Consider the following 14,614-nt stretch of genomic DNA (forward strand, 5'->3'; position numbering starts at 1 on the left):
GTTCTTAATATCAATATCTTTAGCAGCGTATTTTTATCGCTAACTGTAAGACTTAACTCGCCGTGTATTCAGGATAATCGATCAGACCAGCTTCGGCACCACCAAACAAGGTGTCAGGGTTGTGCGTGGCTAATGGGTAGTTATTTTTAATGCGATTTGGCAGATCAGGGTTAGCAATAAAAGGACGACCAAAACCAACCATATCCATGACTCCAGATTTAATCGCTTTAGCGCCTTTTTCATCGTTATAACGACCTGCATAGATAATCACCCCGTGATATACCGCGCGTACAGACAATTTAAATGCCACCGGTGTTTCTGGTGCATCATCCCAATCGACTTCTGCAATATGGATATAAGCAACCTTGTGGTTATTTAACACAGCTGCCGCTGAGGTATAACTTGCCACAGGTGTTGCATCCACAGTACCGTTCAATGAAGTAAACGGTGCAAGACGTACACCAATACGGTCTGCGCCAATCGCGTCAGCCATTGCAGCAATCACTTCACTCATAAATCGTAAACGGTTTTCAATACAACCGCCGTATTCATCGGTACGGTTATTCGCTTCAGAGTCAATAAACTGGTTAATCAAATAACCGTTAGCCGCGTGTAATTCAATACCGTCAAAACCTGCTTCAATCGCGTTTAATGCCGCTTGACGATATTCAGCAACAACATGTTTAATGTCTGTTTTAGTCATCTCGCGCGGTTCAACTACATCAACAAAACCAGCTTCATCAGTGCCGTTATCAATGAATACTTTTACATTTTCAGCTTTCATCGCTGAAGACGAAATTGGTTGCATACCGCCAATATTGTCTGGATGTGTTACGCGACCTACATGCCACAATTGCGCAAAAATAGTCCCGCCTTTAGCGTGCACGGCATCTGTTACTTTTTTCCAGCCCGCAATTTGTGCTGAAGAATAGATACCAGGGGTCCAAGCATAACCTTGGCCCATAGGTGAAATTTGTGTGCCTTCTGCGATAATCAGACCTGCTGAAGCACGCTGGGCGTAATATTCAGCCATCATTTGATTCGCTACATTACCTGGTTGACTGGCACGAGAACGCGTCATTGGTGGCATTACGATGCGGTTTTTTAACGTAAGCTTACCAAGTTGGATTGTTTGAAATAGTGCGTTTTTCATGTTGTCATTCCTGTTAATTAGTAGACGTTAAACAAGCCCTTTGCAGCCTGCTTGGTGTCGATATCAGCAGTGTATAGAAAAACTTTTTAATAATAAAATTATGATATTTGATGGTTTTGATAATTATTTGTAATGATTTACCTGCGATTGTCAGTCGTAATTAAGTCCTTTCATCTTTGGGCGTGTCCATTACCACCAAGGTTGTGATGGAATAGACTTGCGGGATCTCGCCAAGTACACCGGAGTGAAAGCGTTTATAAGACGTTAAATCTTCCGTCTCTACTCGCAGTAAATATTCACTAGAGCCCGTGACGTTATGACACTCGGTCACTTGGCTTGCCTCCATAATACTGTCTTCGAAGCTGCGTTGTGATGCCTTACTGTGGCTTGATAAACCGATCGTGACATAAGCAATAAAACCAATACCCAATTTTTTGGCATTAAACACTGCACGATAACCTTGGATAACATCACTGCGTTCCAATTCTTGCACACGGCGGAGTGTGGCTGACGCTGATAACCCGATACGTTCAGCAAGCTCCACATTGGACAATCTGCCGTTTAATTTAAGCTCACGCAAGATCCTGTCGTCAAACCTATCCATAGCAACCATTCCTTGTGAAATTTAATCAATCTTAGCAAATATAGGCACAAAATTTACCGCATTGTTATTTAAAATACAACTATACACAACGGCACGGCATCACGACGACATCCCTGTTGCAACACTACATCATCACGATAATGCGAGTATAAAATGGAATATCAACAACTTATAGCACTTATGACCTTTGCCCTTGTTTCAACCGTCTCACCGGGACCAAACAATATTATGCTGATGACCTCGGGCGCCAATGTTGGCTTTATGCGCACGATCCCACACATGTTAGGCATTATTTTTGGTTTCAGTCTGATGGTGATATTGGTTGGTTTTGGCTTGATGGGGTTATTCAGTAGTTACCCTGCTGTGCAGCAAGGTTTACGCATTGTCAGTATTTTTTATCTGCTGTATTTAGCGATTAAGATCGCCACCAGCAAATCCATGAGCAGTGCTGCAGCTGATTATAAACCGATGTCATTTCTGGCAGCCGCGAGCTTTCAGTGGGTAAACCCGAAAGCCTGGACTATGGTTCTTACGGCAATAAGCGTGTATGCAGCCTCTACTGAGCTACAAGATATCCTACTGGTATCGCTAGTATTTGCACTTATTACTGTACCATCAGTTGGTTTGTGGACGGCGGCAGGAAAGAAATTACAAAGCGGCTTACAAGTACCACACCGCATTAAACTGTTTAACTACAGCATGGCGGGCTTGTTGGTATTTTCAATTGTACCGATGATTTAATGCTCACCTTAGCGGTTAACCGTTAACAACCAAAAGTGATGCGGTAACTCAATACTCGGTTATCGCATCACAATGATTTATTAATTAACAAGTGTTCTAGCGTTTACCTATCATTCCAATACTCTAGATTGGTGTCTTCTGACAGAGTCTAATCCTCACTATTAACTTTAAATTCAAGAATGTCTCCAGGCTGACAATCAAGTACTTCACAAAGTTTATCAAGTGTCGATAATCGGACCGCTTTCGCTTTACCATTTTTTAATATCGAGAGGTTTGCTTCTGTAATGCCGACTTCTTGAGCCAGGCTTTTTAGGCGCATTTTTCGCTTAGCCATCATTACATCTAAATTAATACAAATAGTCATTTTACCTCCTTAAACTGTGTGACTGCTTTCATCAGCAAGAATATAACCTTCCTTCATCACCCATGAAATAATCAAGATGATAAAACCAAGTACTAATGTTAAAAAGTCCAATCCTTCAAATCCAATCGCCAACATGCGTTCGCCAGGTGGGTTGTTAAACGACAAGATAACCGACATCAATGCACCGTAAACGACTGAAGCTGCAACCCAGTAAAATAAGCTGTAACCTAACTTTTGATAACACATCACATTATCAAGCGTAAAAATCTCATTGCGTTCATAACTACGGAATAAATTAATCAATACTTTAAGTGCGTACATTATGATGCTACATAAAAATAAGCTAGCAATGGTCGCTAATATTCGCGTTGTTAACGTGAGCGGTAACTGTGTGTAACTATCGATATCATGACTCAGCTGAATGATCCCCCACGATGTAAGAAAATCATATGATGTTTCAACTGTTAACCAGTAATAACAAACTGCGATAGGTGTGAAAATAAATAGGCTTTGAAAAAATATACGTGCACGACGGCTTTGCGTTTGAATTTTTGACATAATAAATAACCCTGTTAAATTGATAACTGGATACTAAAGTACAGAACATCACAATTCAATAATTAATTATCGAATTACGATAATTAATTGTCACTTTGCATGCGTCTATTAATCATCGCCGAGCAAAGTATCACCCATAACATATCAAGGACTCACTAATGACTTACGATGAATTCAATAAATTTTGTGGATCACTATCAGCTAGTACCTATGTGATGCAATGGAACAATTCACATGTGTGGAAGATTGGCGGCAAGGTGTTCGCGATTGGTGGTTTGGGCAAAGATAAACAACCCGCGTTCATTTTTAAAACCTCCGAGCTTAACTTTGATTTTTTAAGTGATCTCGCCGGTTATAAACCAGCCCCCTACTTTGCTTCTCGTGGCATGAAATGGATTCAGCACTACGAAAGCAAAATAGCAACGGATGAGGAGTTAAGCTATTACATTAAAGAGTCTTATCGCATCGTGTCGTTAGGGCTTACTAAGACGCTGCAAAAACAACTCGGCTTAAATCAGTAATCACTAATCACTAATCACTAATCACTAATCACTAATCCAATATTTAACGAGCTCGCACAAATTGATTTTGTACAATCGTATCTAAGAGCACTTCGCTGTTCATCAATTTAAAATTAACAGCTGCATTCAGATCACCAAACAAACGAGAACCGCCACCCAGTACCACAGGGATAGTGGTAAGAATTAACTCGTCAATCATATCCGATTGCATGAACTGTTGGATCGTGACGCCACCATCAATATACAAGCGCTTAAAACCCAGACCATTGATATGTTCAACAACATCTTTAATGTCACCTTTGAGCAAGAAGATCTTATCCTCATAGCCTTCAGGTACTGACGTCAGGGTGTTACTCAATACAAATACTGGTTTTCTATACGGCCAATCAACGCCAAAACTTAATACCATGTCTAACGTATTGCGTCCCATCACCATGGCATCAATACGCTCAACGAATGCCTCGTAACCCATGTCATCACCATCAGGGTTCGGGATCATGTGTAACCAATCTATACTGCCTTGCTTATCTGCGATAAACCCATCTAAACTTGTTGCTATAAAAACGCTATTCGACATCTTATGCTCCACTATTTTATGCTTAAGTTTCATTTAAATATTTTATACTACCTAATTTATCCAAAATGGCAAAAATGGAAAATTAATCATCTGGATAATTTAGCTAAACAGGTTCAGAATTATCCAATTGATTAATTAAGGATGGTATAGACATGGATCACAATGATACTGAAGATGATAACAACGGCGAAATCGAAGTTCGTAATATCGGCAGACCAACAAAATCTTCCGACAGCAATATTCGCCAACATCTAATGACAGTGGCATTTGATCTCTTTGCCAACCATGAATATAACCAAGTCAGCACCCGAAAAGTGGCTGCGGCAGCCAATACCACACCAGCGATGATCCGTTATTACTTTCAAAATAAAGAAGGTTTATTTCACGCTGCCATGTCGCAATACCGTCAGCCAATGTTAGATATTTTTAAACGTTATGTTGCTAAACCACAAGTACAGCACCTGCATGATATTTTTGCGCTTTACTACACCACCATGCAAGAAAATAAAAGCTTACACAATATCGTCAGACGTAATATGACCAGCAATGATAATCCGCAAATTAAAGCACATATCATTCAAGAAGGGCCGCAACAGTCCTTCAAGTTGATTAAAAGCATGTTCATCAAACTACAAGCCAAGGGTGACATCAAACCCGAACTTGATCCGGAAATATTAACCGTACAAATGCTCAGTTTATGCATCTTTCCTTGTGCATTTAAGCCTTTGATCCAACAATTAACTACAACAGCTATCGACACGCAATTTTACCGTCAGCTAGCACAACAAAATTTCACTTTATTAGTCAACTCAATCACTACGGAGCAATACCATGAAGAAATCTAAACTACTGTGGCTACCTATCGGCGTTGCTGCAGGGTTGGGTATCATGGCGATCAATAATGCCATCATGAAAAAGGACGTTTTATTAGAAGTGATTGAGCCAGCACAAAGCGTATATGTCAGCCAGATACAAACCCAGCGCATAGCCCCAGCTGTAAAAGGCTATGGCAATGTTGTGGCTAAAAATAAGTGGCAAGGGATCACCGAAGTCAGCGGTAAAGTGATTTACAAAAATGAACGTTTACAGCGTGGTACCTTTATTAATGCTGGCGTAGAACTGCTGCGTATTGACCCAGCTTCTTATCAGTTAAACCTCATCACCGCACAAGCGAACTTAGACAATATAAACTCTGAAGTTGAAAAACTCGATATTGAAGAACAACGTCTAACACGTTCATACCAAGTCGAAAAGAAAACCTTGGCGCTAGAAGAAAAAGAATACCAACGTAATATTAAACTCAACAAAAAAGGCACCATATCAGCATCGAGTTTAGAACAACAAGAGCGGGTGCTATACAATACTCAGCTACAGCTAAATGATTTAAAAGCCCAAGTAAACCAACTACCAGCGCGTCAAAAAGCCCTAGAAGCACAAATAGCCCAAGCACAGAGTCAAGTTGATCAAGCACAATTGGATTTAGAAAACACCATTATTACTATGCCATTTGATGGTCGTATTATTGATGTGAGTGCCGAACTGCAACAGTTTGTATCTACAGGCGCTAGCCTCATGCTGGCACATGATGTATCAAAGTTAGAAGTCGAAGCAAAAATGCCCACCAGCCAATTAAGCCGTTTAATCCACAGCTTAAAGCAAGACCAAGAAATACTCGATAACCTCAACGCAGTACCCGATATTGCCATTGCCAACTTAACGGCACAAATCACCTTGCGTAACTCGTCATCAGAAACCCATTGGCAAGGCAAGGTAACCCGGATTTTAGGGGAAATTGATGCGCGCTTAGGCACAGCTGGATTAGTGGTAGAAGCTGACTTTGATTTCCTTGAATTCATTAAACGTAACGATCCTACTGCCAGCCCTATTATCTCCGGTATGTTTGTTGAAGTAACCGTTAATGGTCAAGCGCAGCAGCACTTAACCGTGCCATTACAAGCCCTGCATAACAACCGCTTATATCTGGTTGACGAAGAGAATAGACTACAGCTGCAAGAGGTTGAAGTCCTGTTTATTCGCGATCAAGTTGCAGCTATTAAAGCCAAGGGTCTAAAAGCTAACGCCCTGGATACAAGCGTCTTGAAAGCCGGTCAGCAAATTGTATTATCCGATATTATCCCGGTGGCGAGTGGCTTAAAGCTGACGCCAGTGGTATGGGCTGAGGATAAATAATCATGATCCATTTCTTTGCCAAACACCCGACAGCCGCCAATTTAGTCATGGTCATGTTTTTAGCCCTAGGGGCGATCACTATCCCTGATATGAAACGCGAAACATTCCCAGATTTTTCAGTCACTATCGCTCAGATCAGCGTGCCTTACCCTGGCGCCAGCCCTGAAGATGTCGAGCAAGCCATTTGTTTACCCATTGAAGATGCCCTTGATGGTATTAATAATCTCAAGAAACTCACCTGTAGTGCCAGTGAAGGTATCGCAGTGACCACCGCTGAAATGAGTCATGATGGTAATGGCACGACGTTTATTGCCGATATTAAAACCGAAATGGATGCTATTGACCAATTTCCAGAAGAAGCTGAAACCAGCATAGTCAAAGAACTGATGACTTATGATGATGTGGTCAGTCTGGTGATTTACAGTGACATGGATAAGCAAGATCTCAAGCTCTATGCCGAAGATGTAAAACGTCGTTTGAAACGTTTAAAAGGCATTGCCCAAGTTGAGATCAATGGTTTCTCTGATCCACAATTACGCGTCGAACTGGATTTAGTCGCCCTGCGTCAACTGAATGTGTCAGTGCAAGATATCGCCAATCAAATTGCTAAACAAAATGTGAAAATGCCCAGTGGTAATTTAAATACCCCAAGCAGCACGATATTACTGCGTTTCGACGCCCAGCGTTATACACCGCGTGAACTTGGTGAGATCATCGTACTAAGCAACGAAGATGGCAGTAAAATACAATTAAAAGACATCGCGACAATCACCCAACGCTTTGAATTAGACGAATCAAAAATATCGGTTAATGGTAAAGAAGGCACCATGCTCGATATTAAAAAGTCCAAAGCTGATGATTCACTGGATGTGCTTGAAGAAGTACAGCAATTTATCATTGATGAAAAGCTAAATACCCCCGACAGTGTCGAATTTTCACTGACCAAAGACATGGCATCAGTGGCGAAAGACCGTCTTGATCTGCTGCTCTCCAACGGCTGGCAGGGGTTCATCTTAGTATTCTTGGTGATGTGGTTATTCTTTCCGTGGCGCTATGCTATTTGGGTTGCCATGGGCTTGCCAGTTTCTTTCCTTGCCAGTATGTATGTATTGTCATTAGTGGGCATTAGTTTAAACCTGATGTCGATGGTTGCATTGCTCGTGGCCATTGGTTTGTTAATGGATGATGCCATTGTATTATCCGAAAGTGTCGCCCATGAATTATCGAAAACCGAAGACAAACTAGCAGGCATTGTTAAAGGGGTTAATCGGGTTAAAAACGGCGTATTTTCGTCTTTCTTAACCACAGTCGCTATCTTTGGTTCACTGGCCTTTCTTGAAGGTGACATGGGTGAAGTACTGAAAGTGATCCCGATAACCTTAGTCATCACCTTGAGTGTGTCTTTGGTCGAGGCATTTTTAATCCTGCCGCATCACTTGTACGCATCGGTTAAAGATAGCGATGACAGCGTGGCAGAAAACAGCTTTAAAGGCCGTTTCAATAACAAGTTTGAGCATTTTCAGTTTAATATTTTACCCAAAATCATTGGCACAGTAGTCGACCGTCGCTATATGGTAACTGCCGGCATTATAGCCTTATTCATTGCTACTATCTCTCTAGCGTCTAGTGGCATGTTACGCTTCTCAGCCTTTCCTGAAGTAGAAGGCGATTGGGTACAGATAACCGTACTTATGCCACCAGGCACACCGCTAGCAAAAACCGATAAAGTTGTGGCTCGTATTACTCAGGATATTAAAGTCACCAGCGCCAAATTTGGTGAACAGCCAGATAATGAATCACTACTCAAATACATTACGGTGCAAAGTGGCACCAATCCCGATGCGGGTGAAAGCGGTGAACATGTCGCGACTATCTTTGTAGACCTACTAACGTCGGAGAAACGCGACACCCGTATGGCGGATTACATGGCCAGTCTGCAGCAAGAGATAGGTATTATTCCAGGGGTTACTAACCTCATTGTCCGTGAACCCGCGATTGGTCCGGCTGGCCGTGCCATTGATATTGAATTAAGCCATCCTGACATTCAAACCTTAAAAGATGCCGGTAATGAGCTCGCGCAATACCTTGCCCAGTTTAATGGCGTCAGTAACATCATTACTAATCTACGAGATGGTAAACCCGAACTGCGTATGTCGTTATTACCCGGAGCTGAAACCTTTGGCGTCACAGGACAAGATATAGCTATGCAACTGCGCGCCGCGTTCTTTGGTATCACGGTTGATGAATTACAAATTGGCAGTGAAAATGTCGAACTGGATGTGAGATTGGCAGAACAGTATCGTTCTGATCTGGCTTATTATGAAGACTTCCCGTTTACCCTTGCCGATGGTAGCCAAGTGCCACTGGCCAGTATTGTAAAAGTGGAATGGGGCCGTGGTGTTAGCCAGTTAAACCGTATTAATAACATTCGCACTATGTCGTTAAAAGGCGATATAGATAAAGAACAAGCCAATACGGTTGAGCTAATGGCGGGCATGCAAAAAGACTTCGTACCAACACTGACTCAGAAATACCCGGGTATTGAAGTGCGTTTAGGTGGTGAAGTAGAATCAACAGCTGAAACAGGCAACTCGATGGTGAAGAGTTTCTCGATAGGTTTGTTTGTGGTGTTTGCGATCCTAAGTTTTCAGTTCCGCAGTTATGTAGAACCTATCATTGTGATGTTAGCGATCCCGCTCGCGCTTATCGGCGTATTCTGGGGTCACTTCATGTTGAATTACGATCTGACGATGCCGTCAATGCTCGGCTTTACTTCGTTAGCAGGGATCGTGGTCAATAACTCCATCTTGCTGGTGCAGTTCATCAAAGAAAACTTAGAGAAAAGTAATGATATTAGGCAAGCGGCTATCCATGCAACCACCAACCGTATTCGCGCTATTTTAATCACCACAGCGACAACCGCTGCGGGTTTAATGCCGATACTATTGGAGCAAAGTATCCAAGCACAAGTGATAATTCCACTGGTTGTGGCGTTAATCTTTGGTTTGATAGCCTCAACATTATTGGTTATTTTAATCTTACCGGCTTTCTATGGCATCTTAGATGATTTTGGTTTAACTGAGCGTCATAAAGAAGTGTAAATGACAATGTTGGCCAGCTATGATGAGTAACTGGCCAACATCCATAACCTAACTAAACGTTCTGCTTTCGATACGCCAGTTAAATGCTACGTCTTCTGAATCTAGCAGTATTTTCTAATATCTCAGGTCTTGCTACACTTTTCAATATCTCTGGCCTTGCCAAATAATAACCCTGAAAATAATCAGCTCCCGACGCCATACAACGCTCAAACACCGCTTTCGTCTCAATGCCTTCAGCAATAGTTTGCGCCTTAATCGAATGACCGAGATTCACGGCATGATGAAACTTGCTGTACTTGAATGCCGCGAGCAAATCGACAATACTTTTATCTATTTTCAGATAATCAGGTTTAATACTTCTAACTCTCTCTTCAGTCGAATAAGCACTACCATAATCATCAATCGCCACTTCGATACCGAAGCTAGCAAGTTTCTGTATGCCGTTTAATACCGATTCGAGATTACGCCCTTCAAATTCAATAATTTCATACACTAATTGCGCAGGCGATAGACCGATCTTTTTTAATCCTCTGACTAAGGTATCAACGGCAATGTCATGATTAGACAGGATCTCAAATATAACCGGGGTAACATTGATGAAGAGTTTTTTATCGTAATGGCAGGAATAAGAAAAGTTTAGCATATGGATAATCGCACACGTTAACGTGGCAATCGCGCTGGACTCGTCATCATGGCGGATAGATTCAAAGTAATCATGGGGGTTAACCGGTATACCATTGGCATCATAAATTCTGGCGAGCGCCTCGACACCATAGATATTATGTTCGCGGTCAAAAATGGGTTGAAACACACTAGTAAAAGTTAAGCCTTGGTCGATAATGTAGAAACCATACTCAGCGTCTTGTTCGATAAGATCGATGATGTTTTGGTGCAGTCTAGCGTAGTCATTCATAAAATCCATCGTACAACCTTCATTCCCTATTAGCTACATTGCCCTCACTTTCGCGAGGTACAGTAACATGGAATAATGGCTTAATAACGGCGAGCGCTTACATTCACTTACATTGCAGGTTTTTTTTGATTAAAACTATGATGAATAGCTCAAATACATGATTTAAAAATAGAAAACACAATCTAATTTAGGCCTTAATTAAGTCAATTATGACTAAGCACAGATACCAACACTCTCTTTCACGGCCTTGAACCAAGGTTTCTCGCCACAGTCTATCTCGGCATCAAATTGACGCGATAACATTGACTGGACGTGTTTGATCGCATCACTGGCAATCAGCACTTTTTCACCTGCCGCAATATTATTATTTAAGGCAAGTTCGTTAGCGTAATGCAATAAATCTGCTGCAGAATCTAAATTAAAAGAAGCTGTGTGTAAAATATCTAAATTTGCTTGCGTGTAATTACAACCTCGAATAAAGCTAATCTCGTGCTTTATGCGTGAAATAAGTGCCAAGCCATCTTTAGTTACTATATGAAATTCCACGGTTAGCCTCTCAGTTAAATTTATGTCTGCTTGATTATAGTCGTCATCCTTAAAAAGCAGATATTGAATATAATTAAATTTTAGTTAAAACAATATAACTGGTCATAAAAAACAATATATGATTATAAATAGAAAGATAGCTGCTCAATTAGTAGCTTGCCATAATTAATGCGGACAAAGATAACAGTAGACCTCGTTACGCGTAACAGCAGTAGTAACGATTAAATTGAACCACAGATAAGCTGAAAAACCATTCTAAATAAATCTTTATTTTTCTATAAAACTAAATCCACAATTTGTATGCATTTTCTAATTTAAAACCCTATTCTGGCTTCAACAAATCGAAACGCACCCTGAAAGGATAAAACCATGACACAATTAAACGTAGTTGATACAGCGAAGAAACTTTGGAGCAGCAAAGACGAAATTGCTAAAAATATTTGGTTAGCAGGTCTTGGTGCATACGGTAAAAGCATTGATGAAGCGAACAAAGTATCAGATAAATCTTCAACATTATTCGAAGAATTAGTGGCTAAAGGCACTAAAATTGAAGAAACAGCAAAAGAAAAATTATCTGATAAAAAAATCTCTACTGATGTTTTAGAAACACGTGTAAATCAAGTGTTCACTAAAATCTCTGGTGTTGATAGCACTAAAGTTGACGAGCTAAACGCTAAAGTTGACGAATTAACGAAAGCAATCGCTGAACTTAAAAAATAACACACATTAAGGTACTCAGTGTAATCACTGGATCTTAAATGTAGATATTGATACCTGCCAATTAATATCAGTATCAATAGATATGGTGAGCCTCGGCTCGCCATTTTTCGTTTTAAGCTTCTAACTTTATTGTTAACGCCGATTTCCCAATACTTTGCTAATACATCTGTTATTACCCGCCCTTATTCTACATCTTCATACTACTAAGCGTAAATCAGCAACGATTACGTTACTTTTCACGCAAAAATAATACGATAAAGTATATTATGCAACTGTTCAAACATTGACCACCGAGTCAGTAATATAAAGAAAGTATAAAAAAAATTCAGTATTACCTCATTAGCTAGATAAAACGCTTCAAAGCCCTATAAGTAGCAGTCCTACATAATAATAGCAGCAGCTAACCCACGAGTTATCTACAAGTTTTGAATATTGCTACCACACAAAAAAATTGACAACCGCGTCAACATCTTTAAGATGCCCCGCAAGCAATGTGACGTTGTATAATTTTGGCAATATGGGCCTTAAGTCTCTACTCTGAAACCGTAAATTTCAGACCTACAATGAAGCAGGATAATTGTACCTTTTTTAGGTATGGTTCCCCTACCCAAAGTTATACTTCGGAATATTGTCATTTTAAATCAACCAACTTAATAGTAATGGATGTTTATTAATGGACAAGTACTTCCTCCTGTCTGCGCGTGGCGCAACTGTAAAAAATGAAATCTACGCGGGTTTAATTACCTTTTTAGCGATGAGTTATATCTTAGCAGTGAATCCGGCAATCTTAGGAAGCATCGAAGGGATAGACAAAGGCTCAATATTTACAGCTACCGCACTGTCTGCAGCTATCGCAACATTCATTATGGGTGCGTTTTCTAAATACCCTATTATGTTAGCGCCGGGCATGTCGATGAATGGCTTTTTTAAAGCTATCTTATTAGGCGGTGGTATTTCATTACTTTGGCATGAAGCACTATTTGCTATTTTCCTTTCTGGTTGTCTGTATTTAATTCTAAGCTTAACACCTGCTCGCAAGGTGATGATTGAAGCCATACCTGAAGATTTAAAGCTCGGTATTGCTGTTGGTCTTGGCTTGTTCGTTTCATTTTTAGGCCTTAAAAATGCCGGTATCATCGTTAGCAACCCGTTTATTCTGGTGAGCATGGGCGATGTGTACGACCCGAAAGTGTTCATTGCACTGGTCAGCATCTTTATTGCGATTGGTTGTTTAGTTCGCGATATGAAACTCGCGACCGTTATTTCGTTTATCTCATCTATTATTTTAAGTTTATTGAGCGACCACTTCTTAGGTAGTAACTTAATAACTATACCAACTGAAGTTTTTTCTATGCCACCAAGCTTAGCCCCTACCTTTGGTGCTATCTTTGACTTGTCACAACTGACAATGCCAAAAATGAGTGACTTAATCTTCTTGGTTATTATCTTCTTCATTGTTGATTTCTTCGATGGCTTGAGTACGATTGTGGGTGTTGGTCGTGACGCGGGTATTATCGGTAAAGACGGTAAAGTGCCAAACGCGAAATCTGCATTAATTGCCGATTCAGGTGGTACTATCATAGGTACGGTATTAGGGACTACATCAATTACCGCTTACTCTGAATCTGCAGTTGCCTCATCATTGGGTGCGAAAACAGGTATCAGTGCAATCACGGTTGCAGTACTGTTCTTAATCTCTATGTTCCTATTCCCGGTGTTCTCTATCTTTACCACTGCGATTGTGGCGCCGGCATTAGTGGTTATCGGTATTTACATGATTAAGAACTTAGCGATGATTAACTGGGACAAGAAAGAATCGGCAATTCCAGTATTCTTTATCATGGTATTCAGCTTGTTAACCTTCTCGCCTGCCAACGGCATGGCAATGGGTTTCATCAGCTACTGTTTCGTAATGTTAGTGCAAGGTGATGGCAAAAAAGTTCATCCGATTATTTACTCACTAGCACTACTATTTATTGTTTATTTAGCACTTTCATAATTTAGGGACGAACACATGAACTTATTAGAACAAGCGATTTTAGAGCACGGTAAATCAGTGAACAACGTAGCCCTAGACGCAAGTAGCTTTTTAACTAAGCAAATTGATATTCAGATTTTGGACTGGTGTGCATCACAGTTAGCTATCCACTTTCAAGATGCTAAAATAGACCGTATTCTAACAATCGAGAGCGGCGGTATTGCCATCTCGACATTAGTAGCGTTAAAACTGAATGTGCCATTAGTGGTAATGAAGAAAAAACGCAGCATGTTAGATCCTGAAAACGTCCTAACAACCAATGTATTTAGCTTTACTAAAAACTCGTCATACGAATTGAACTGTAATGTTGAACACATTAATGACAATGACCGCGTATTATTTATTGATGATGTATTAGCACACGGTAATGCGGTTGAAGGTACGTTAGAGATTCTGGCACAGACTAGCGCAACATTAGTTGGCGTGGGTATCTTGTTTGAGAAGTCATTCCAAGCTGGCGCGAAAATGCTAGCAGACAAAGGCATTGATACGCTGTCATTGGCACGTATCAGTTCACTAGAGAACGGCATTCACTTTTAAGTAAATAGCCATTAGCTAGCAGAAAACAAACCAAAGGGGAGAAACAGT

The 14,614-nt window shown here is 40.6% G+C and carries 15 protein-coding genes and 1 riboswitch; of the genes, 8 read left to right on the top strand and 7 right to left on the bottom strand.

The features are described 5' to 3' along the window. Positions 1 to 52: 52 nt before the first annotated feature. Together FR932_RS11995 and FR932_RS12000 are read right to left on the bottom strand one after the other, a co-directional pair. Positions 53 to 1,153 (bottom strand): alkene reductase, encoded by a 1,101-nt coding sequence (locus FR932_RS11995; RefSeq protein ID WP_019442974.1) that lies wholly within the window; start codon positions 1,151 to 1,153, stop codon positions 53 to 55. Positions 1,154 to 1,313: 160 nt separating this feature from the next. After that, positions 1,314 to 1,757, bottom strand: a complete 444-nt coding sequence (locus tag FR932_RS12000) for an Lrp/AsnC family transcriptional regulator (RefSeq protein ID WP_019442975.1) — start codon at positions 1,755 to 1,757, stop codon at positions 1,314 to 1,316. 153 nt (positions 1,758 to 1,910) lie between these two features. On the opposite strand from FR932_RS12000, the gene FR932_RS12005 reads away from it, so the two are divergent. Continuing rightward, positions 1,911 to 2,498, top strand: a complete 588-nt coding sequence (locus FR932_RS12005) for a LysE family translocator (RefSeq protein ID WP_019442976.1) — start codon at positions 1,911 to 1,913, stop codon at positions 2,496 to 2,498. 148 nt (positions 2,499 to 2,646) lie between these two features. Here FR932_RS12005 and FR932_RS12010 read toward each other — a convergent pair whose 3' ends face one another. Further along, positions 2,647 to 2,862: a helix-turn-helix domain-containing protein gene (locus FR932_RS12010; protein ID WP_019442977.1), complete on the bottom strand. Its 216-nt coding sequence runs from the start codon at positions 2,860 to 2,862 to the stop codon at positions 2,647 to 2,649. A 9-nt stretch (positions 2,863 to 2,871) separates the two neighbouring features. Further along, positions 2,872 to 3,420 (bottom strand): DUF2975 domain-containing protein, encoded by a 549-nt coding sequence (locus FR932_RS12015; protein ID WP_019442978.1) that lies wholly within the window; start codon positions 3,418 to 3,420, stop codon positions 2,872 to 2,874. A gap of 158 nt (positions 3,421 to 3,578) precedes the next feature. Between FR932_RS12015 and FR932_RS12020 the strand changes: the two genes are divergently transcribed. After that, a complete protein-coding gene (locus FR932_RS12020; RefSeq protein ID WP_019442979.1) occupies positions 3,579 to 3,941 on the top strand; it encodes an MmcQ/YjbR family DNA-binding protein in 363 nt (120 codons plus the stop codon). A 43-nt stretch (positions 3,942 to 3,984) separates the two neighbouring features. Here FR932_RS12020 and FR932_RS12025 read toward each other — a convergent pair whose 3' ends face one another. Then, entirely contained in the window at positions 3,985 to 4,518 is a 534-nt protein-coding gene (locus FR932_RS12025; protein ID WP_019442980.1) for a dihydrofolate reductase family protein, read from the bottom strand. 152 nt (positions 4,519 to 4,670) lie between these two features. On the opposite strand from FR932_RS12025, the gene FR932_RS12030 reads away from it, so the two are divergent. Genes FR932_RS12030 through FR932_RS12040 form a run of 3 tightly spaced genes read left to right on the top strand, consistent with a single transcriptional unit; the run spans position 4,671 to position 9,809 of the window. Continuing rightward, on the top strand, positions 4,671 to 5,363 hold the full coding sequence (locus FR932_RS12030; RefSeq protein ID WP_019442981.1) for a TetR/AcrR family transcriptional regulator: 693 nt from the start codon (positions 4,671 to 4,673) through the stop codon (positions 5,361 to 5,363). Continuing rightward, the gene (locus FR932_RS12035) at positions 5,350 to 6,708 is read left to right on the top strand and encodes an efflux RND transporter periplasmic adaptor subunit (protein WP_019442982.1); all 1,359 of its coding nucleotides are present in this window, start codon (positions 5,350 to 5,352) and stop codon (positions 6,706 to 6,708) included. The genes FR932_RS12030 and FR932_RS12035 overlap by 14 nt, the downstream gene beginning before the upstream one ends. Positions 6,709 to 6,710: 2 nt before the next feature. Then, positions 6,711 to 9,809 (top strand): efflux RND transporter permease subunit, encoded by a 3,099-nt coding sequence (locus FR932_RS12040; protein ID WP_019442983.1) that lies wholly within the window; start codon positions 6,711 to 6,713, stop codon positions 9,807 to 9,809. Positions 9,810 to 9,888: 79 nt separating this feature from the next. On the opposite strand, the gene FR932_RS12045 is transcribed toward FR932_RS12040, so the two are convergent. Together FR932_RS12045 and FR932_RS12050 are read right to left on the bottom strand one after the other, a co-directional pair. Continuing rightward, on the bottom strand, positions 9,889 to 10,731 hold the full coding sequence (locus FR932_RS12045) for an EAL domain-containing protein (RefSeq protein WP_019442984.1): 843 nt from the start codon (positions 10,729 to 10,731) through the stop codon (positions 9,889 to 9,891). A gap of 204 nt (positions 10,732 to 10,935) precedes the next feature. Next, complete coding sequence (locus FR932_RS12050; RefSeq protein ID WP_019442985.1) at positions 10,936 to 11,268, bottom strand: hypothetical protein; 333 nt, start codon at positions 11,266 to 11,268, stop codon at positions 10,936 to 10,938. Positions 11,269 to 11,637: 369 nt separating this feature from the next. Between FR932_RS12050 and FR932_RS12055 the strand changes: the two genes are divergently transcribed. The 3 genes from FR932_RS12055 (at position 11,638) to FR932_RS12065 (ending at position 14,566) form a co-directional block, all read left to right on the top strand. Then, on the top strand, positions 11,638 to 11,988 hold the full coding sequence (locus FR932_RS12055; RefSeq protein ID WP_019442986.1) for a phasin family protein: 351 nt from the start codon (positions 11,638 to 11,640) through the stop codon (positions 11,986 to 11,988). Between the two features lie 479 nt (positions 11,989 to 12,467). Beyond that, positions 12,468 to 12,569: riboswitch (purine riboswitch) on the top strand. A gap of 92 nt (positions 12,570 to 12,661) precedes the next feature. After that, on the top strand, positions 12,662 to 13,987 hold the full coding sequence (locus FR932_RS12060) for an NCS2 family permease (protein ID WP_019442987.1): 1,326 nt from the start codon (positions 12,662 to 12,664) through the stop codon (positions 13,985 to 13,987). Positions 13,988 to 14,002: 15 nt separating this feature from the next. After that, positions 14,003 to 14,566, top strand: a complete 564-nt coding sequence (locus FR932_RS12065) for a xanthine phosphoribosyltransferase (protein ID WP_019442988.1) — start codon at positions 14,003 to 14,005, stop codon at positions 14,564 to 14,566. Positions 14,567 to 14,614: the final 48 nt, after the last annotated feature.

The sequence above is a fragment of the Moritella marina ATCC 15381 genome, assembly GCF_008931805.1.
GTDB lineage: Bacteria > Pseudomonadota > Gammaproteobacteria > Enterobacterales > Moritellaceae > Moritella > Moritella marina.